This is a genomic window from Nibrella saemangeumensis (genome assembly GCF_039541915.1).
Classification (GTDB): domain Bacteria; phylum Bacteroidota; class Bacteroidia; order Cytophagales; family Spirosomataceae; genus Nibrella; species Nibrella saemangeumensis.
This window is the reverse complement of sequence record NZ_BAABHD010000022.1, coordinates 64895-86931: the sequence shown is the minus strand read 5'-3', so window position 1 is coordinate 86931 and position 22037 is coordinate 64895. Positions and strand designations below refer to the sequence as shown.

Below are 22037 nucleotides of genomic sequence, written 5' to 3'. Positions count from 1 at the left end.
ATTATATGTAACTATATAGCCAGTTAATCTGACTTCACGTCAAATGAGCTGGGTTGCTTCATTATTAACTTTTAGGAATTCTTCTTTTCTGTATTACGTCCTCCCTCTTGCTATACCAGAACAATTTCTACGTCTATAATTTCCCTGCCTGTTTTCGCGCTTTGTACTCCTTAAACCGGCGGTTGTACTCCTCCAACTGATCTGGATTGTATCGTTTCTGATATTCGGCCGGCAATTCGAGTCGCTCGGGCAAGAGAGTTGGCGCCTGATCGACGAGCGTATTCTTACCCTTGTTACTTTTCAGTAAGTCAAACGAGTCATAGAGTTGCCCCGTAACGGTATATGACCGATAAGCCAATTTATCTTTATCGACCGAAATTATCTGAAACAACTGCGTATTCGAAGCTGCCCGGTCCATCCAGTCCTGCAGACCAATGTCGTACATTTTTGGCCCACTCACCGACACCACATATATAGGTCCATTAGGGTGCTTACGACTGGTTCCCAGCGGCATATTGAGCCCCCGGCCATAGGTATGGTCATGGCCCTGTAAAACCAGATCAACCCCATACTTTCGGTAAATCGGCTCCATCCGGTTGCGCCACTCGTCATTATCACGCCCACTCTTGGTCGAATAAATAGGATGATGATGAACCACAACTGTCCATCGATTCGGGTTTTTGGTCAGAACGTCCGTTACCCAACCAGCCTGCAGGTCCAGCACAGTCGAATCGAGCAGAGCCGCCTGCGAGTCCAGCGAAATAAAGCGAACGCCCTGATAATCGAAGAAGTAGGCTGTCTCTTTTAACCGCTCCGGGCCGTTTTCGGGCAATACAAACGACGGTCGCCAATGGTACGAGACCCGGCGTTTGCCGGAAGAATCCAGGAAATATTCGTGGTTACCTGGCGTAGCCAGCGTTGGCACCATGCCGTTGATCCAGCCACCGGCCTCAAACCATTCGCCCCATTGCCAGTCGGCATTCGATGTGGTAATCAGATCTCCGGCATGAATCATAAGCTGAGCTTTGGGTAGCGTCGAATAAGCGCCACGTATAGCCCGCGACCAGAGCGACCGAATATCGTTCTGAGCATCGCCGAAATAGTAAAACGAAAAAGGAGACGGCCGATCTTCAGCCGTTTTAAAATGAAACCACTCGCTCCAATATGTGCCATTGCCCACCCGATAGCTGTACTGAGTAGCCGGTTTCAAATTCCTGAAATGCACCGAGTGGTACAAAACCTGCTTGCCTTCTATGACGATGCTTTCGGTCGAAGCCGGAATGATAGCGGCTTTGGCCACGAATTCAGGCGATGGATCTGCCTCAATGATAGCCCCAACAGCTTTGGTTATCGTCGAATCGGTTCGCCAGTTAACAGACTGCGATGTGGCCGGGTTGTCCTGCCAACCCAAAATAATCCGATCCGGATAAGGGGTTGGCACATATGACTTATGCGTCTGCGCTGCAATAGATAACGGGAGCAGTAGAAGGGCTACCAGTTCAGGGTATTTAATTTTGAAGAACATACAATCCTTGAATGAGGAATAATCCAGCTATTACCTGAGTACAGAGCAATATACTGATTTTCCAGTGCAACCTCACCGGCCCTGAAGGAATGCAGAACATGTTCTTCAGTTTAGCCGAAACTTTTAACTACGCTCATCAATCAGGCAATATGATCGTTCAGAGTGATGGTTAGTGCCTACTGGCTTGATTCATTCGCCAATGCACTCATAACTGTAGAGTTTCTAGCCACCTTATTCCGAGAAAAGCGTCAATCCTATAAAGGTCAGCTACCTGACAATAAAATTACAAGCTGCCTGATTTGCTTTTGCTAAAGGTAATTGTTCAGAATAATCTAACCTTCACTGTGGAAGCATAACAGGTACTCTATCCACTAACTCAACCTTCGACTCTAAAAATTGAATGATTTTCAGCAACGATTCGTCTATAGACTCCTCAACGGTATCGACCACAACATCAGGAGCCGTAGGGGGCTCATATGGAGCGCTAATACCAGTAAAATCAGGAATAATGCCATTTCTCGCCCTAGCGTAGAGCCCCTTCACATCCCGATTTACACAAGCTTCGATAGTACAATTTACATAAACCTCAATAAATCTGTCCAGACCAGCCTTATTCCGAATGGCATTTCGCCCCGCTTCGTATGGAGAGATAAATGCAGCAATAACAATCAATCCAGCATCCAGCATTAACTTAGCTGTTTCACCAACGCGTCTTAAATTTTCCTCACGATCTTCTTCACTGAACCCCAAGTCATTACATAAGCCATTTCTGATGTTATCACCATCTAAGATACAGACTTTATAGCCCCGGCAAAACAGATAATGTTCCAGCCGCAAAGCCAGTGTGCTTTTACCGGAGCCCGATAAACCAGTTAGCCAAATCAGTCTCGGCTCCTGCATCATAGCAGCCTTTCGCTGCGCATATGAGACATGCGACTCAATGAGGAGAATGCTATCACTACTCATCATGTTTAAATTTAAAGGTAGCAGGCAATAAAAGCAGGCTCACGGTTTAGTTGATAATTACAAAGAATAAACCAAACCCACTCTAAAAAGTGAAAGGTTAATAAAACCCAAGCAAGAAGCTGAATTGTGCCTCAATTCATCACCCGATCCAGTAACTTTTGGGTGACTTTGCGTCCATTGAAATACTCCTCGGCCAAGGCTCGGGCAGCGGAGCAATGTTTATCATAATCTAAAGCTACCTTTTCTACACACTTGATTGCACCGGCCAAATCAGTAAAACGCAGATATCCTTCATCGTGTGGAAGAAAGGCACTTGGACCAGTATCTTCAAGTACAACAGGCTTTCCACTAGCCAGGTAACAAATGGTCCGATCGCTTACCCAGGCATTCTGCATCTTGACATACGCTGGCTTCGCACAACTAAATTCCCCGAACGATTTTTGAATATAGTCCTGATATTTTGCTGCTGAGGATGTTACAATGTTACTCTCAGAAACACGCCAACCAAGATTTTCAAGCATGTTACGTTCATTTTGACTGTTTTCTCCAAGATAGATACAGAGCTCTAGCTCTTTGGTGGTATGGTTTGGCAAATCCAGAAAAGGAAGAAAACCATCTTTTTTACCATTTGCGTACAACTCTCCGTCTAGTTCATCCCATGACGAATACCAGTGGGAAACAGTTGTAAAAGGGGCATCAGCAGCAGCTTTGATCACCGGCCAAGCTTCCAGCGAAACACAAGGGGGGATATGAATCCAGGAAACAGTAGCATTAATCGACTTTAAGTAAGAAGGTTTAATATTCTCACCAATTGTAAAGTAGTAATCGTGCTTCCTTATGTTTAAAACGCCATTTTTTACCCAAACCTGCACCTGACCAGGATCGATATCCAATAAGGCCGTTCGTTTAAATTTTCGAAGAACCTCATCAGACATTTCGTAATATTGGTTTACTAAAATATCTGACTCAACACTAGCAAAGTCAATATCCAAGCAACCACAAAGCTTCTCAGCAGGTATAGGACCTTCAACTGGCAGCCAAAGAGCCACATCATTTGACAAGCCATAAGGCGATAACCGATTCTTAAGATTAACCACTAATTCATTAAGCTTGTCGACAGGTGTATCTTTATACACAGCTTCCAACCAAATAACCCGACAACCTAAAGATTTAAAGCTAAGAGCCCAGTTTAAATACAACCAGAGATTACCTCCACCCTCGGGATAATAAAGAGTAGTTACTGTCAAACAAACTGTTAAACTCATGATATTAATGAAATGAATCTATTCAACAAAGAACTCTACACAAGAGCAAAATCACATTATTAAACTTTATACAAATCATGCTTATATATAATCAAACCTTCTTTACCGGCTCAATCTCAGTAGGCACAAATGTGTCTATTCCATAAGAAGTACTTTTCAGAATAGGTTTATATTCAAACTTCTTTTTAAGATTATTCAATGGCTTCTCAATAAGCAACCAGGAAACGGTGCAAACAAAAATAAGGAACAATAGCTCTTTGAGAAAGCCAACTGTCGATTTAAGGCTACTAGGAATGTAAGCGTCAAAAGAAAGATCAAGGCCTACAGAAGCCAGGTTTTTAACAATCCATAACAATATCACCGGCGTAAAGAAGTGGTATAGGTACATACCATAACTTATTCTACCAATTCTTATAAGCCATTTATTTTTTAGGACATAATTAGCAACTAGACTATTATTAACAAATAAGCAATAATATATAATAGTTACAGCTAATAAAGAGTGAATAGTCCTAATTGGCAAAAAGGTATAATTATATAAGCTTAAGATAAAAATAACTAAAACAAAAAATAGTATAATGCTATACAAAGGACGAATCTTGGAAATAATGTCTTGACGGTAAACTACTAAATAAGACAAGAATGCACCAATAGCAAAAGAATCGAAACAAGCGGGGGTTAGTACAAATACCCAATAACCGCTACCAGTAAAAATATAATTAGAAGAAATTCCAATAATTAAAAATAAAGCAATAAGGTAAGGAAGGAGTTTTCTATTAACCAGAATAATAAGCCAAGGCCAAAGCAAATAGAATTGTTCTTCAACAGCTAATGACCAAAAGTGAGAAAGGTTAGAAAAAAATTGTTTCGAATAAAACAAGAAATTAGCAGTGTATGTAAAATAGTATATCCCATCTTCTTTAACAGTAGGATTTTCTGCTAATAATAAAATAATTAGAACAAGGTAGTAAATAGGAAAAATCCTAAGAGTTCTTCTGACATAAAAGTTTTTGAAAACTGTTGAAATGTCAAGTACGCTACTTTCTACCTGCTTTTTTGACCTCAAAAGTATGGCTGTAATAAGATAACCACTTATAACGAAAAAGATGTTGACGCCAAGAGAACCATTTGGCAAAATATTCAGTAACGAATCCTTAGGCAGCCAATGATGAAAAATGACTAACAAAACAGCAATCGCTCTGATGCTATCAAGCTCGGGAATGTACTCGCTTACTTTGTAACGCTTATCATCAATAATACTATCACTCCTTTGCTGATTAAATAAGTACAACAGCAGTAACGGCAGGAAACCCGCTAGAAAAATAAAATAACCGGGTTTAAAAAATACTTCATCAGAGAAGGTAACAAAAAAGGATTCTTTACCCGCTCCACCTGTATCCCAAATGTCAATCGAGTTTCCTTTTTTATCCTTACGTGATACCATCCAATAATTTAGTATCGTTTTGTTTGGTAAACTGATTGCGGTTTTAAACTGACCATCAACAATATTTAACTTTGTATATACCAAACCAGCCTTAACATAAGAACCCTGAGGCCGGAACTCTTCAGGTGGCAATTGCGAATAATTTATACCCCATACCATAAATACCTCTGAGGCAATATTAGAAGTATAAGTAATCTCCTTCTTAACAATTCTTTTCTCTTCCCATTCTTTAGAAAGAAAATAGCATTTTATACAAGCTATCGATATTATTAAAAGCAGCCCATACTTCATTAAACCCTTCATAAGCTATAAAGAATTGGCAAATCAATACCATTCAACATTCTCTTTTATTACTTTAGCCGGAACACCTCCAGCCAAACATCCAGCTGGAATGCTCTTGTTTACAACAGCACCTGCTGCAATAACAGCACCGTCACCAATTTCGACACCCTTCAAAATAGTCACATTCATGCCTATCCACACTTTATTTCCAATTTTTATAGGCTGATTTATTATATGACCTGGAGTATTTATAAAATGGTTATCTGAATCTCGAATGGTAACATTTGTAGAAATAGCAACATTGTACCCAATTTCAATTCTGGAAAAACAGCTAAGATGTAAGTTATTACTAATATAGCCACTTCCTAAAATCAGGGTTGCGTTAGGGCAAACATAAATTTGCGCACCTGAGTAGATTACAAAATCTTCCTTCACCTGAAGTGTAGCACCCTCACTAACACCTATAAGAGAAGGGAACGGATCTCCCTTAATCCAGGGTTTATTAAAATACAAACGTCCGTTCTCAAAAGTTATTTTTGCTGTCTCGTGAATCTCTGCAACTGCATTCTTATAAAGGATGAACTTGCCGTCAGCAAGAGTTCTACCTTTAGGGCGCTTCTTTAGAATGGACTGTAAATCCTTAAAAAAAATTTGTGCTATGGAAAAAACCTTCATTCGCTCGATTTCCACTTGAACCTAATAACAAGCATTAAAAATGCTTGTAAAAAAATTTAAAAGTTTTAAATAACTATTTTGCTCTTAAAACTTATAGACTATAATACGGTCGTTCTGAAGTATCTTTTTACAACTTTGATTCAAATATTCAGTCATTCCTTTAAAATACCCAAGCCACCAGAAAGAAGGCCAGGCAAAAACTATAGAAGCAACACCAGACTTCCTCTGCCGCTCTAGCTCAGTAATTGCCTCATCATCAGTACTTGGTGGGCCCCAATACTGCCCTTCTTTCTCGAGGAAGGGCAAAACTTTTCTAGTTCCAAGTTTATTACCTATTGCCCACTCTCCTTGATCCACCAAGATAATTGGTTTGTCTTTATTAAGAACATCATTTATTTCAACAACAGAATCGATAATGCGACTTGCTGATGTACTCATCGTAAGTAGCTCCGGTGCAACGTCTATACCAAGTCTTTCAAGATACTTCTGGCCCGGAGCACTTGAATAATCAAAATAGTATATACTTGATAAAAACAGCTTCGATTGCAGCTTATATCCCTTACTATATAAAAACTCAAATATTTGACTTGATGAAATACCATCCATCGTCACGTCATCTTCTATTATAACAAAGTTAAAATTGTACTTCTCAAAATTAACCGTTTTTAAAATTCTTAAGTCAAGGCCTTCAACGTCTATAGACAACATATCAAAGACCTTACTATTAGGATATGTGCTTTCAATGATTTTATTAAGAATTGAAGTTCTCAACTTTCTTTTTTCAATTATTCGGATATCTCCTTTTCCGTCCCACTGCTTTGCATGTTCTTTAGAAAAAGTATTTAATTCAGGTTGATTAAACATATAAAATATCAATTCCTCCTCCTTGTCAAAGACTGGAGCTTCAATGTTGATATCATGAGGCCTAACTTTATTGAATAAACTACTACTTCCAGGTGTAGCCTCTATATTAATACCTCTCCATCCAGCACAGTAAAATTTGTATGTATTGGACAGCTTTATAGGATGATGCGCCCCAACATCTATATAAGACCCTGAATAGTTAATATTATGCAGTATCCTTTCTATTAATACGTCCTCTCCTTCCTGTGAATAACAAAGCTTTCCCTCATACATAACTTTCCGACTTTTGCACGTTCTAATTTTAAACAGTTTGCACGAATTATGGACAAATACGAAACAAAATATTTAACAAACAGTCTCTTCTAAGCTAAAGCCTAACAAACGCTCGTTATTCAGAATACACCTGTAAGTTGTTCTTAGGTATTCGTACATACCTGCATAATACTCCAACAACCAAAATGAAGTCCAAACAAATATTATTGCTTTTACTCCATTGCTTTTTTGTCGCTCGATTTCTTTTATTGCAGCTTCGTCACTGGGTGGCTGTCCATTATACATTCCATTGAACTCCATAAAAGGAAGATGATACCTATCAGATAGCACTACATTAGCTTTCCAATGATTCTCATTGGCTAGAACAAACGAGGCCTTTACTGGAATTACCTCGGATATTTCCTTTAGAGAACGACCAAGCTGATGATACCAGGTTTCCGGCCATTGCGTCGTGTCAACGTTGATTCCCATTTCCTTTAGATGGTTATTAAGCAAGCCACAGGTATACTCATACCGTAATACTATCTCATTAGCAAGCTTATCTAATGGCTTTGATGTCATATTACCTCCATGAACACGGTAATAGCCTTGGGGCTCCAATATTCTTTTAATCTTCCCAAATATTGGCACTAACAAAATCAAATAATAATCAGCGCAGCCTTTATACTCCTCCTCTGGTATTGGAAAAACTTTGTTTAAAAAGTTCCTCGACCAGGCATTCCCGCTTGTTGGTGGTTGTATGTTCTCCATACTACCGGGACCATTTTTAATTATCGATTCCAGAATATTACCTTCAGCTAGGGAAAGCTCAGGTTCAATCCTACCGGTTTCTTTTCCATCCGAACCGATTATTGCTAACGCGTAATGTACTTTTACTACATCTGGCTCACTCACCAATCTTACTACTTCTTCTACTGTAGTTGGAAAAAGTAAATCATCCGAATCTAAAAAAATGACAAACTCCCCACGGCTTACATTAAATCCGGCGTTAAATGCTGAAGCTTGTCCCCCATTTTCCTTAAGAATTGGAACAATACTGTCCCCAAACCTTTGTATCATTTGTCTAGACTCATCGGTTGAGCCGTCATCAACAACTATTACTTCAACATTCTGATAAGTCTGATTAAGCGCACTGTTAATCGCATCTTCCAAAAATCTGCCATAGTTGTAATTGTTAACTATGATGCTAACCAAGGTGTCTGTTCCCTTAATGGCATATTTACGTTCTTCCCTGTTCATTTCCTGGATTCCGTAATTTTAGCTTGACTGTCCGGTTTTACACCTTCTCAAGTTTAAAACCGACTAAGCGTTCGTTGTTTATCAGACAAGTATAGTTAGACATCAAGTAGTTATACATACCTGAGTAATGCTCCAGCCACCAGAAGGTAGGCCAGGCAAAAAATATATAGGCTGAACCTTTTGTACGTTGCCTTTCTATTTCCTCTATGGCTTGGGTATCATTAGCAGGTGGTCCCCAGTATTGGCCATTTTGCTCTATAAACGGAATGCGGTACCGGCCCGCGTGTATATGGCTTGTCCCCAACTGCCCTTCATCAGCCAGAATAAAACTGGCCTGCGATGGAACAACATCGGTTATCTCTTGTATTGTAGTGTGAATCTGGTGGTACCAGGTATCTCGTGCCCAGGTAGCCGGATTAACGATAATACCTTTTTTCTTTAGGTGGTTGCTTACTATTTCACAGGATTGTTCAAATCTGAGAAGCGACTCCTTCAGGTACTCATCCAGAGGATTTAAACTGTAATTACTTCCGTGAACCCTGTAATATCCTTGTGGTTCTGCAACACTCCTTAAGTGCCCGTATATAGGCGCAAGTACAAATAAGTACTGGTCTGTACACGTTTTAAACCCGGCTTCAGGAATTGGAAAGACTTGCTCCAGAAACTTTCGTGACCAGGCAATACCACTAGTGTTTGGACTATAGGGGGGGCCACCGCAATGATTTGGGCCATACTGAACTACTTCATCAAATAAATCGCCTTCAGCAAGCGGATATTTAGGGTCCACATCCCCTGTCTTATTTCCACTGGCATCTATTTTCCATAACGGCCAGTGTACTTTGGCCATCTTATCATTTGTGAAGCACGCTACTGCCTTTTCAACCGCTGTCGGCAGCAACATATCATCTGAATCCAGAAAAATGATTACCTCTCCACTGCTTATCGCAAAACCGGCATTAAAGGCAGAAGCCTGACCGCCATTCTCTTTAAGAATGGGAGTTATTCTATCTCTATATTCCCTTATAACGGCCGGTGAGTCATCTACTGAGCCATCGTCGACGACAATTACTTCAACAGTAGGGTAAGTTTGGGCTATAGCGCTGTCAATGGCATCTCTGAGAAAGTGGCCATAGTTATAGCTGCTTATAATTATACTGACTAATGGATCTTTTCTCATAACGTTAAATCCTACAGTAGGACAATTCTTAATAGCTACAGTACTGCGCTACTCTGCTCAATATGCTCATGCACTGCTGTATTGGATTGTAAACCAAAGCCAATTAGCCGTTCATTGTTAATAACGCAGAGATAATTTGCTTTTAAGTAGTCACGCATACCTGTGTAATAGTCCAGCCACCAGAAGGCAGGCCAGGCAAAAAATATAAATGCTGAACCCTTGGTACGCTGCCTTTCTATTTCCTCTATAGCCATTGAATCATTAGCGGGTGGGCCCCAGTATTGACCATTTTGCTCTATAAATGGAACCCGATGCCGATTTGCCAGCGTATCGCCAGTTGCCCAATAGTTCTCATCAACCAGAATAAAACGATGTGTTGGAGGAACCAATGCAACAATTTCCTGCATAGATGCATGGATCTGATGGTACCAGGAATTACGTTTCCAGGTGTTTGCGTCAACAGGAATGTCCTGGGCTAACAGATGATGATACAGTGCTTCCCATGATTGGTCAAACCAGCCAAAAAATGTCTGTAAATAAGCATCAGCAGATTTGAGCGTATCATTACTACCATGTACCCGATATAAGCCCTGAGGCTTAGAAATAGTACGCACCTGGCCATATACCGGGGCTAATACGAATAGGTAGAAATCGACACCGCCTGTTTTAAAATCGGATTCAGGTAAAGGAAAGACCTGATCAAGGAAAGACCGGGACCAGGCATTTCCGCTGGTAGGCGACCCAACGGCAGTACCGCAGAAATAAGCTGGTCCATGCTGGATAAGTTGTTTAAGTAGGTCTCCCTGAGCTAACGGATGCACAGGAACAATTTCTCCGTTTTTCCCTCCTGAGCCGTCAATACGCCACATCGGCCAATGTACTTTAGATACATCAGGATTATTAAAACTTAGCACCACCTGTTCAATAGCTGTTGGTAACAGCATATCATCAGAATCAAGGAAAACAATTATCTGTCCCCGGCTTGCTTTAAACCCCTCGTTGAAAGCAGATGCCTGACCACCATTTTGCTTTATAATGGCTATAATAGTATTTCCATATTCCTGAATGATAGCCGGAGAATCATCCGTTGAGCCATCATCTACCACAATGATTTCGGTATAGTCGTACGTCTGATGAAGCGCACTGTCAATAGCCTCCCTCAGAAAACGGCCATAATTGTAGTTATCAATGATTATGCTGACTAAAGGACGATGATTCATAACAGAAAGCTAAACACCTAACTCGCTTAAAAACTTACTTAATACCTTTTTGGACTCCAGGTACTCACAGGCTATTTCGTAGGCCTTTTGGCAATGCCATTGGTAGTTACTTTCAATGGTTTCTATCGCTAACTGGGCTTCAGTAACGTCATTTACAGCAAACAGCCCTTCGCCAACTGGCAAATAATCACTAAAACCAGTATCCTGCACTACAACTGGGCGCCCACTTGCCATGTAAGCCGCGCTTTTGTCACTGAACCATCCGGACTGCGTTGCCGTATACATATTCTTACAAACACTGAACTCTCCCCGGCAACTCGACAAATACTGCTGGAAGGTATCAAACGTGAAGGTTACTGCCTGAGCATTGTTGATTTGCCAGCCGACCTTTTTCAAGGACTGCTCGGTATCTCCGTTAATTCCGGACACGGCTACTTCCAAAGGCGAGTCAACCAACTGGGGTAGGGACACAAACTTGGTAAACTCAATATCCTTATGCCCGTATACCACCCCATTATACTCCACACAATCATACGACTTCCAGTTCATGATGGTAGAATATGGAGCCTTTACTGGCGGTAATTGCCGGTTGAACAAACTGGTGCTGACTGGATTAAAAATATAACCCCAATTAATACCGCCCGTCGGTATTATGTTGCCGGTTTTTCCGACGTTCATCCCGTTCGTAAAATACCGGTCGTAAACCGGTATACGCATTGCGTGCTTCAACGCATAATCCAGGCGAATATGTGAATACGCTGGATCTACGTCGATGTATACCCGTAAACCAGCCAAAGCAGATTCTTCTTCCCAGCTACCATGCGCTCCGGATTCAATATAGACATCGGCACGACGGAATATGTCGTTCACCTGCTCTCTGGATAGACCATGGTAGATGTCGCCATTTTCGACAAAACACCAGTTTTTCACTAACCCATACCGGGCCAGCAGGTCTGAAACTATTTTTACGCCATAGGTGCAATCGTCACTGAGCACTCCTTCAACCGGGTTGTAACAGGAATTTGGATAGGCATATTTCTCAACCATGTATACCTCATGTCCGAGTTCTTTGAAGCCGACCAGATACTGCAATGCCCAGGAAAGATTACCGCCTAACGGGTAACGCACCATGTAGGAGCCGATAACAATCGTCGCCATTCTTTACTATACTATGTCAAACAGGTACTTGTCTGGCCTGTGAGGAATCTAAAGCCAGCTCTTTTTTCGAATCCACATGCGCAAGTATATCCGACAGAATTTTCCCGCTATCGAAGTACTCGCGGGCAATTTCACGGGCAGCTCTGGAATGTTTTTCATAATTACCCGTAACCTCCTCTACCGCCTGTGCGGCTGTATCCAGGTCGCTGATGGCCAATACGCCTTCACCCGCCGGAATATATTTTGACCATTGGGTATCCTGCGTCAGTACCGGCCGGCCCGATGCCAGGTATACCGCCGACCGTCCGGAGAACCAGCCGCTGTTGGACTTGATATAGGTCTCTTTGGTGACCGAGAACTCCGCAAATGACGACTGGACAAAGTTTTTGTAATTTTCCTTATCCGAAATCAGGTGGTTTGGACTTAGAATATCCCAGCCGCGGTCCATCAGATTATTTATCGACTGCGCGGTTGCAGCATCCTTCGGACGGTTGATGATAATCTCAAATTTCTGTTTAGAAACCGTCGGCAGGTCAAAGAATTTTCTGAACTCTTTGTTCTTTTGCCCCCAAGTTTCGCCCTCGTAAATGAAGTCGGGCCGCTCCGTCCAGTTCATGATGGATGTAAAGCCAAACTTACTTTGGTTGGTAAACGGCTGGTCCCAGAAGTCGGTGCAAATGGGCTTTTTGGTAGTCAGCCAGTTATACTCAAACTGGGGAATTCGACAGTCGGGTTTGCCGATGTTCAGACCGAAGGTGAAGAAGAGGTCATGTCCGTGCATGTAATCGCGTGAGTACTCTGCTTCCGTCCCGCCAGCTTCCATCTTCAGGTGGTACTGATACTGAGTAAACATCGGGTCGGTGTCAATCAGGATCTTCACCGGAATTTTCCGGTATTCATCCCGCCATACGGTTGATGATGAGACATTGATGTACACATCGGCGGTTTCGCATACCTCTTTTAGTTTGCTGTCCGACAGGCCGAATGTTTTACCAGTGGCCACATCCCGGTAGGCCCAACGATCCTCCATGCCAATTTCAGCCATCGCCTTCTTCAGGTACTCTACGCCAAAGGTGCAATCGTCCCAGCTATCACCCGACGCCTGATAAACCGGATAGAGTTGGGTATCTTCGATGTAATACACATCATGCCCCAGTAACTTCAATCCCAGCGGATACTGCAGGTAATCCCAGGTGGCACCACCCGTTGGAAATAAACCGATAAAGCCGCCTACTACTATTCTCATCTTCTCCATATCGTTAAGTTGTTTTTGGTCAATCCTATGGGAGTTTATCTGTCACCTAATTCAGCATGGCAAAGGCTTTCTGCCGGTTTTCCGGTGTATCGGTTGGTTCAAGAAATCGGATAATCCGGCCGGGATTCCCCACCACTACAGCATAAGGCGGCACATCTTCCGTCACAATAGTCTTGCAACCGATGATAGCTCCCCTGCCAATGGTAACACCGGGTAAAATTACCGCTTCAAAGCCGACCCAGACATTCTCCTCAATGACAACCGGCTGTGGGTCAATGGACTCCAGATGGCGGTTTGGCGAGTGGGCGGCTGCTTCGAGCATTTGCCGCCGAATAGCTGGTGATTGAGTCCGTTCTGTCACCCAGCTATCAGTAATGACAGAACCCCACGAAAACATACAATGGTCGTGTATCGTGACCAACCTGTTGCTGATGATGCGGGTACACTGAAGCACCACAAACCGGCCCACTCGGATTTCACCGTTTTTCCCCGTCGTGAAAATGCCGTGACCGTAGTTGCCGCTGGCGTAGCCTAGCGAAAAGCCAACCGGCTTTTCGGAAAAGAAGGTCGTGAATGAATACGACGTATCTGGATACGCCATTTCTTCTAAGACAATGTTAGGCGGGAGCGGGTTTGGAAACCAATCGCCTTCGATGAATACCTCACCGGTGCTACTTTCCACAACAGGTTGCGCCAGGTTCTTATGCATAGTTGGGAATCTCTATCTGGGCAGGGTTGCCAGAAGCAATCGCTCCGGCCGGAACGTCTTTCAGCACTACCGCACCGGGCTGGATAACGGCACCTTTACCAATGGTTACGCCTTTCAGAATGGTCGCATTGAAACCAATCCAGACTTCATCCTCAACAATTACAGGAGCCGAGTCAAACACCGGTCGTAAGGCTTTGTTGCCAACCGTCGAAATAGCCAAGGTATCAGCTATGCGGGCGGCCGGGTCGAGCGGGTGAAAATCCGTATCAACAATGGTTACGCCACCAGCAATAAATACGTACTTGCCAATGCTAATCTGCCGGGAAGCTGCCAGACAGGCACTGGAGATATAGCTGTAGTCGCCGATCTCAATATACCCGTTCTCTTCGGTAGCCAGAGCCGGACTTTGCAGCGTAACATGGCTGCCTATCTTCAAGCCAACGGGCAGTTTTGAGAAATACTTCTTGAAACTGGCGGATGAATCGATCACTGTATTTTCACCTACCTGTATATTAACTGGTATTGGGAAGTTACACCAATCTCCTTCGATGGCCTTACCAGGAAGCAACTGATGAAATAACTGTCGGGGTGTTACCTGTGTTTCCATACATTTATTAATCTACTTCCTGATACTTATACAATTCAGCGTATACCTTTCCTTCATTTACCAGGACTTCGTGCGTACCTTTTTCGGCAATCATACCATCTTTAATGGTGACGATTAAATCAGCATGGCGAATAGTTGATAACCGGTGTGAAATGATGAAGATGGTTCGTCCCTTCGAATAAGATGATAACGATTGGAAGATCCGAGCCTCTGTCTGCGCATCCAATGCTGACGTAGGCTCATCAAGAATTAGAATTGATGTATTTCTCAGAAAAGCCCTGGCTAATGAAATTCGTTGTTTCTCTCCTCCTGATAAGGAAACGCCACCCTCACTAGCAATAGTATCGTACCCTTCGGGTAACCGGCTTATAAAATCATGAGCCTGCGCGGCTTTTGCCGCCTTTATTATTTCCTCCCTTGATGCATTCGGATTCGCAAAGGCAATATTATCAGCAAGGGACATTGGAAAAATAAAGGAGTCCTGAAGTACCAGCGTTATATTACTTCGTAAAGATTCCAGCGTTAAATCTTTCAGATTAACTCCATCCAGCGATACCTCTCCTTGCCAGGGATCATAAAAGCGAAGCAGCATCGAAATCATCGATGTTTTACCTGCTCCGGTAGGGCCTACTATTGCCACAATTTGGCCAGGGTCAATTTCCAGATTAAAATTTTCAAGAACTACTAATCCATTGTTATTATAGCCAAAACTTACATCTTTAAACTTTATATGCCCTTGTACATCTGTCAGTTTAACTGCGTTTGGCTTCTCGTAAATAATTTCCTCTGAGTCTAAAATTTCAAAAACCCGCTTTCCTCTTACATTTATCCCCATAGATTGTTGTACAATACTTGCCAATGAATTTACAGGCCCAAATAAAGCTCCTATATATCCAATAAAAACATACAACTCACCAATAGAAATTTCACCTCCTAACCCCTTATAAGCCCCAATACCTATTATCAGCGCAGTAGCTGTTCCGGAAAGTAAACCTGTAAGCGTATTATAGATAGTTGATATTTTTGTAGATTGGATAGAGGCATCATTCTGGTTGGAAAATAAAGTTCTGTATTTATCCCTGGTAAAGTTTTCTCTAGAATAAGCCTGAACAATTTTTATCGATGTTAAACTTTGTTGAATAAAGGACCAAAGTTTTGCAGATTCCTCATATTGTCGTTCCCCTGAAGTGATAATAGGCTTTTTGAATACTTTTAATAAAACAGCAAAGAAGGGAACGATCGAAATAGCAAGTAATGCCAAGGTTACATTTATGCTTAGCATTATGTAAAACATAGCGAAAAGGGAAACTATCGAAAACAACGTTGGCAGTAAAATTCCGGCAATAACGCCTGAAACGACGTACGTATCGCCCGACAACCGCTGCATTAATTCTCCTACGTGGCTTTTTGAGTAGAAGGATAATGACATTCTCTGTAATTTATCAAATAATTGAACTGAAAGGTCCATCACTAATCGCTGACAAACTTTCGTAGTAACCTGAGTTGAGGCATAACCTAATATAGCGTTACCTACTCCTATCAGAATGGCGGCTGAAACAAATATGATTAATAAACCAACTCTATCTGGAACACCACCAAAAAAATTAAAGATTTGCAGAATACCTCCTGAAAGAGGTTGACCAGAAAGAACATTATCAATAATGAACTTCATTGGTAAAGGGTTAATAACACTTAAACCCACACCAATTAACCCTAAAAATATCAATAAAAATATTTTCCATTTATAGCCCCATGTAAACTGAACTAACCTTAAAAGAACGTTTAAATTGGTTTTCAAAACTTTCATATCATTGATGCTTTTACGTTTGAGCTGTCTGGCTCATTTGACCGTTGTCCCCCCTTGGCTTGCTGGGGTACTACCAGTTTTATCATCATTATTTACCTTTTTAGATACCTTACCATTACCTCCCTTATTTTGCCCAAACTGCCAGTAAAATGAAACCAGTGCAGAGCGGGTTACATTCGCTGAATAAGCATATGAAGTAAAAGTAGGAGCATCCTGAACGCTTTTCTGGCGTACAACCCGGTTGAAAGGCGTATTAACAGATAAATTCAGGCTTGCTCTCCTGTTCAGGATCTCTTTTCGGGCCGAGAACGCATATCCATACCAACCGGAAGACCGTCCCTGTAGAGCGATACGGCCGGAGCTATAATTCCCGTTGGCCTGAACGGTTATGGTCTTTAAGAACCGATAAGAAATAGTAGCAGAAAGATCCCAAATCCAGCCTTCGTTTCCCTGCCTTAGAACAGGACTATAAGAACTAACCCGCTGTAGAGTTCCTCCACCTGCAACTGTCATATTCTTAACGGGTTGAGCATTTGTATTAATCTGGAGACCGGAAACACTCCGGCGAGCAATATTCTGGGGTCGAGATATAGAAACACCCGAAGCATTTACCGTACTAACGTACTCGATAGCATTGTTCGTTTGCCGGAGGTAAACGGCGGTATTCACAAAGATGCCCTTTCCTATAAATGTGCTATAGGCCAGTTCAGATGAATGTGCGAGTTCAGGGTCTAATTCCGGATTTCCGGTTACCAGGTTTTGCGGATTACTGAAGTTTACATAAGGGTTCAGGAACCCAACCTGAGGCCTGGTTATCCGCTGCGTGTAGCTAAGCCTAAGGGTATGTTTGTCTTTAAACTTACGTGATAGCGAAAGATTGGGTATAAAATTTTGGTATTGTCTGTTAACCGAAGTGCTGGTACTAACAAAGTTGCCACCTATAAAGGTATGTTCCAGACGGGCTCCGGTAATAAGAACCCAGTTATTTGCCCTGATTAACCGCAGCGAAGTATACCCTGACAACACCTGCTGTGCGTAGTCAAATTTATTGGAGCGGGTTGGGTCGGATACATAGTTCAGCGATCCATCCAGCGCCTGATCCAAAGTATAGTCACTACCTATGTCTCGCATTATAGCTTTAGCTCCTACTTCCAGTGTAGCCTGTGTAGTATCCTTCCAGCTCCTGAACTGGAACGGATAAGTATAGTCTGATTGAAAGGTCAGTTCGTTAAATTTGCTTAAATTGGTGCTACGCTCCCGGTAGGTGGCTATGTCATCCAACGTAAATTGATCCGAGGTGTAGTAATTTCGATCCGGCGTATGGCTGTACTGCGCCAAAACAGAAAACTCCGGATCTGGTCCCTTTCGAGGGACATAATGGCCTACAGCCTGTAGGTCTTGCGTATTAGGTATCGGAATTGTAGTATATACAATTTGTCTCCTTTTGAATGTCTTAGTATATCCCAGATTGACTTCGCCATTTCTGTAGAAATCATTAAAGTCAATAGCACGCTTAAACTCCTGAAGCGTGCTCCCGTTGTTCGTTGAGAGTCGACTATACAGGCTGCTATTAAATGGAGAGTTACCTCCCCAACCGCTCAGCCACATATTGATGCGGGTAGTTGAGTCTAGATCATAATCCAGATTTATACCAATATTGCCGCCAAGACCAGTATTATCGTATTTGCTACGCTGAAACAGATCATTGGCTGGTTGTCCATCTACCAATGTAGTCCGGTTGGCTTCACTGTACCCGATGGACCGGTACTGGTAAAGCCCTCCAGTAGCAGAAATACCTAGCTTTTTCTCTTGTACATTTACATTGCCGCCAATCGATCGGGAAAGATTACCTACCGATGCATACGAGCTACCATTGAATCCTTCCCACCGTTTTATTGTAATAATGTTGATGATACCTGCCGTACCCTCGGCATCATACTTGGCGCCGGGGCTGGTAATCACTTCCACCGATTTGATATTACTGCCGGGAAGCTGCCGCAGGGCATCGGCCTGGTTACGGGCCATCATCGCCGAAGGCTTTCCATTTAAAAAAATCCTGAAATTGCCACTCCCCCGGAGCTGCACGTTGCCGTTCAGATCCACGCTTAGCATGGGCACTTTCCGCAACACATCGGCTGCCGACCCGCCCACGTTCGAAATGTCTTTTTCGGCATTATACACCAGCCGGTCACCTTTGTCTTCAATCAGAGCCCGCTGACCGGTTACGGTTACCTCCTTCAGCATTTTGGTGTCGGGCCGTAGCCGGATTCCTTTCAGGTCTAGCGCATTAGCTCTCTCGCTTAGCGATACATTAAATAGCGTTTTCGGCTGATACCCTACGCTTGTGATAACCAGCTTATAAGTACCATAAGGGATCTGCCCCAGTAGGAATGCGCCCTGCTCATCGGCCACCGCCCCCATAACCAGTTTGCCGGCCGGATTCATCAGCGCAACCGAACTGAACGGCACCGGCTGACCATTCACGGAGTCCACCACGCTACCTGCCATTTTCCCGAATGTCTGCGGCATAGACGGAGCCACAGGAGAAGTCGGCACTCCGCCTGCAGGCGTCTGCGCCATTGCTTCTACTGTTATCAGCAGACCGTATACCAAACAAAACAGGATTTTCATTAAGCGAAGAGAAAACACAAAACAGACCTAAACGACACTCGGAGTAACTTTATGAGGACGAACCGTAACCGGGTTTTCGTCCGGGTACGACAGCGCAACCAGGGCTGTCTCCTTTTCCGGTCCGGCAGTCACTTCAGCCGGAGTTTCTGCTACAACAGGCGATACAGCCACCGGTTGTTGAAAGGCATCGGTAAACGCCACCATTGCTCTGGCGGTACCCGTAAAGAAGCCGACCATCAGCATAATACTCAGCACGCCAAACAGGACACCAATACCATAGGCCTGATACCAGACTGCGAGCATGGTTAAAGCCAGCGTTGAGACGAAGAGTACACTGCTAAGAAGCGAATAACTGGCCCGACATCGGAACCTTAGTAACTGCTTGCCCGCTCCGTGTTCTTCAATCGTGAGCAGCCCCCTGACGGAGGAGAAAAAGCTGCCGCTAACCTGCAGATCCCAGGCGTCGAACTCGCCACCGGAACGAACCCGCACATCGGTCGATCTCAGATGGCGTTCTATATCAGCCAGCCAATCCTCCTGAGCCCGCCAGGTTTCGGACCATCGTGTTGCATGGAAGGTACGCGCAAACAGGTGCCGCCAGTGATAGCGGGCCGGTCCCCGCTTCCGCCAGGGTGTCAGTCCGTAGGCAAACCGACCGTATAACCGCGCCAGTGGCTGGATTACGTGCAGCCAGGTTGTCAGAAGCCAGAAACGCCCCTGCTGACCACTGGTCGGTGCTTTATACGGCGCTTTAGCCGCACTCACACCTGCCTGGATGAGTACAATCGCCAGGGTAGCGACAAAACCCGGTAGGGCCCACAATAAGGGTGCCCAAACGAGCCCAAGAACTGAGAGTAATCCTAAAACGCCCGTCAACAGATACCATTCCGGCATCAGCGGCAGGCAGGCTACCAGACTTGGGGCCGGCTGGTACACCGATTGGAACGGCGCACTGCCCCAAATGCCGTGGAAGATCTTTCGCCGTCGCAGTTCCAGCGGTTGTGTAACGCCGTTACCGTAAATACGTCCGCCCCAACTCAGGTGGCCTAAGGTATTATACTTCTCGGGCCACTTCTTTTCCAGGAGCGCTTCTGCCCGGCCATACCCTTTCTGTTGCTTCCAGTAAGCTTTTAGGGAGTTACGCCGGTGGTGCCAGACCGTGGCCGACGGGTGAAAGCCAATGGTATACCCCTTCTGCTGTACGCGCCAGCAGACGTCCACATCGTCGCCGGCCGCCCGGTAAACAGGATCAAACCCACCAATTTCCAACAGCACATCCCGCCGGAACGACATATTGCAGCCAGGAATGTGCTCGGCTATTTCATCAGTTGTCAGCACGTGAACCGGGCCGCCCGGCGCATGAAACACACTCGTAGCAATAGGGCCATCATGCTCGGGCAGGAGATTGGGGCCACCAATGCCGGCATGATTAGTAGTCAGGTAGCTGTATGCTAGGTAGCGCAGCCAGTGCGGGTCCGGATACGCATCATCGTCAAGGTAGGCCACAATATCGCCGGTAGCAGCCTGCATACCCGTGTTGCGGGCATTGCTCAACCCCCGGTTGGGCGTGGAAATCAGACGGAACGGGTATTTACTTGCAATTTCGTCCGTCTGGTCGGTAGAACCGTCACTGACGACTATGACTTCAAAATCAGGGTAGTCGACCTGCATCAGGCCGTTCAGGCAGTCGCGGATGGTAGCGGCTCCGTTGTAGCTACAGACCACCACAGAGATCTTCGGCAGTTTGGTTTTTGTGGCAAAAGGCGCATCGGCAAACGCTTTCGTGACGGTATGCAGCGCTTTTTTGGGTTGCCGCTGTCGGTTGACCAACCCAAAATCCCAATCCTCAATCTCAAAACCGCCCCGCCACCATTCATCGGTCCAGGCAAAAACAAAAGTCCCGGCACAGCCTTTACCAAAGATGGTGCGTATCTGCCAGTCGAGTACCTCCGCCTGCTTTTCCTCACCATTGCGCATACTGTCCAGGCCAATTTCAGCCAGCACCAGGGGCCGGTCACCCGTCAGGTTGTGCAGCCGCGAGAGGTAAACGCTTAATTTTTCCTCCGTCTCCAGATAAACATTGAAGCAGTCGAAGTCCAGAAACGGCAGCGCGAGATATTCGGTAGTAGGGTAGTTTACGTACGTTACCAATCCTTCCGGATCAACGGCTTTGACGGCCTGGTAAAGCTGGTGTAGAAACTGTTCAATGCGTTCGGGACCATACCAGCGGACAATTTGCGCCGGAATCTCGTTACCGATGGTGTAACATAATACAGCTGGGTGTCCGTTGCAGGCGTTAACCCCCTGCTGAACACGGTGGATGATATCCTTCACCCGCTGGGCCTCATCCAGGAACGCTATATGTTGCTCCCAGGGAAGCCCAACCATTACCTTTAACCCATACGTGTAGGCGAGGTCCAGTAGGTAACGAGGAGGTACCGTGTAGGTTCTTACTGCATTGATGCCGTGGCGGGCCATCAGCAAAAAATCATTTTCTACACCCGTTGGCGAGGGGAACTGGCTACCTTGTTCGTCGGGCTGAAATGTGCCGTAGGTAACCCCTTTGATGTAAAACTTTTCCCTGCCAATTGTAATAAACTTACCGTCAACTTTGGGCCGAAAACAATCTTTCCCGATCTCATCACAATCCATCATTTTACCACGTTAAGCTATATCGAACAAATAGTAATTATAGCTGGTGTTGCCTCCCAATAGTAGAAGATGCAGAATTCAACTGCCCTCTATAGTAAAAGGAACACCTTCTCTTTTAAGGGCTAAAATATTTCTGAATAGTTACTTAAGGGTACAATTAATGCATACTTACGCTTTGTCAGTCACAGAAGATGGGTGGATATTTTCTTTCTTTGCCAGTTTTACCGGGGTTGAAAGATTAAAAAGAGATTAGAACGGGGACAAAGGTAGAAGCTTAAACCGAAAATT

General features: G+C 44.1%; 16 protein-coding genes. All 16 read right to left on the bottom strand.

Annotation, left to right across the window (positions count from 1 at the left end; genetic code table 11):
* Positions 1-133: 133 nt before the first annotated feature.
* The 16 genes from ABD949_RS08355 to ABD949_RS08280 all read right to left on the bottom strand — a co-directional run bounded on the left by ABD949_RS08355 (position 134) and on the right by ABD949_RS08280 (position 21752).
* Entirely contained in the window at positions 134-1525 is a 1392-nt protein-coding gene (locus ABD949_RS08355; protein ID WP_345242456.1) for a purple acid phosphatase family protein, read from the bottom strand.
* A gap of 339 nt (positions 1526-1864) precedes the next feature.
* A complete protein-coding gene (cysC, locus tag ABD949_RS08350; RefSeq protein ID WP_345242454.1) occupies positions 1865-2494 on the bottom strand; it encodes an adenylyl-sulfate kinase in 630 nt (209 codons plus the stop codon).
* A 128-nt stretch (positions 2495-2622) separates the two neighbouring features.
* Entirely contained in the window at positions 2623-3756 is a 1134-nt protein-coding gene (locus ABD949_RS08345) for a hypothetical protein (protein WP_345242453.1), read from the bottom strand.
* Between the two features lie 91 nt (positions 3757-3847).
* On the bottom strand, positions 3848-5503 hold the full coding sequence (locus ABD949_RS08340) for an acyltransferase family protein (protein ID WP_345242452.1): 1656 nt from the start codon (positions 5501-5503) through the stop codon (positions 3848-3850).
* Between the two features lie 21 nt (positions 5504-5524).
* Positions 5525-6157, bottom strand: a complete 633-nt coding sequence (locus ABD949_RS08335; protein ID WP_345242450.1) for an acyltransferase — start codon at positions 6155-6157, stop codon at positions 5525-5527.
* A gap of 84 nt (positions 6158-6241) precedes the next feature.
* Entirely contained in the window at positions 6242-7294 is a 1053-nt protein-coding gene (locus ABD949_RS08330; RefSeq protein ID WP_345242448.1) for an FkbM family methyltransferase, read from the bottom strand.
* Between the two features lie 72 nt (positions 7295-7366).
* A complete protein-coding gene (locus tag ABD949_RS08325; RefSeq protein ID WP_345242446.1) occupies positions 7367-8533 on the bottom strand; it encodes a glycosyltransferase family 2 protein in 1167 nt (388 codons plus the stop codon).
* Positions 8534-8570: 37 nt separating this feature from the next.
* Positions 8571-9710, bottom strand: a complete 1140-nt coding sequence (locus tag ABD949_RS08320; protein ID WP_345242444.1) for a glycosyltransferase family 2 protein — start codon at positions 9708-9710, stop codon at positions 8571-8573.
* Between the two features lie 35 nt (positions 9711-9745).
* Positions 9746-10930 carry a glycosyltransferase family 2 protein gene (locus tag ABD949_RS08315; RefSeq protein WP_345242443.1) on the bottom strand — a complete coding sequence of 395 codons (1185 nt, stop codon included), beginning with the start codon at positions 10928-10930 and terminating at the stop codon, positions 9746-9748.
* Between the two features lie 9 nt (positions 10931-10939).
* On the bottom strand, positions 10940-12088 hold the full coding sequence (locus ABD949_RS08310; RefSeq protein WP_345242441.1) for a hypothetical protein: 1149 nt from the start codon (positions 12086-12088) through the stop codon (positions 10940-10942).
* Positions 12089-12104: 16 nt separating this feature from the next.
* Complete coding sequence (locus ABD949_RS08305; protein WP_345242440.1) at positions 12105-13334, bottom strand: glycosyltransferase; 1230 nt, start codon at positions 13332-13334, stop codon at positions 12105-12107.
* A 55-nt stretch (positions 13335-13389) separates the two neighbouring features.
* Positions 13390-14052, bottom strand: coding sequence for an acyltransferase (locus tag ABD949_RS08300; RefSeq protein WP_345242439.1), 663 nt, complete (start codon positions 14050-14052; stop codon positions 13390-13392).
* A complete protein-coding gene (locus ABD949_RS08295; protein WP_345242437.1) occupies positions 14045-14659 on the bottom strand; it encodes an acyltransferase in 615 nt (204 codons plus the stop codon). Before ABD949_RS08295 ends, ABD949_RS08300 begins: the two co-directional genes overlap by 8 nt.
* A 7-nt stretch (positions 14660-14666) precedes the next feature.
* A complete protein-coding gene (locus ABD949_RS08290) occupies positions 14667-16466 on the bottom strand; it encodes an ABC transporter ATP-binding protein (RefSeq protein ID WP_345242435.1) in 1800 nt (599 codons plus the stop codon).
* Positions 16467-16499: 33 nt separating this feature from the next.
* Positions 16500-19046 carry a TonB-dependent receptor domain-containing protein gene (locus ABD949_RS08285; RefSeq protein ID WP_345242433.1) on the bottom strand — a complete coding sequence of 849 codons (2547 nt, stop codon included), beginning with the start codon at positions 19044-19046 and terminating at the stop codon, positions 16500-16502.
* Positions 19047-19124: 78 nt separating this feature from the next.
* Positions 19125-21752: a glycosyltransferase gene (locus tag ABD949_RS08280; RefSeq protein ID WP_345242431.1), complete on the bottom strand. Its 2628-nt coding sequence runs from the start codon at positions 21750-21752 to the stop codon at positions 19125-19127.
* Positions 21753-22037 lie beyond the last annotated feature (285 nt).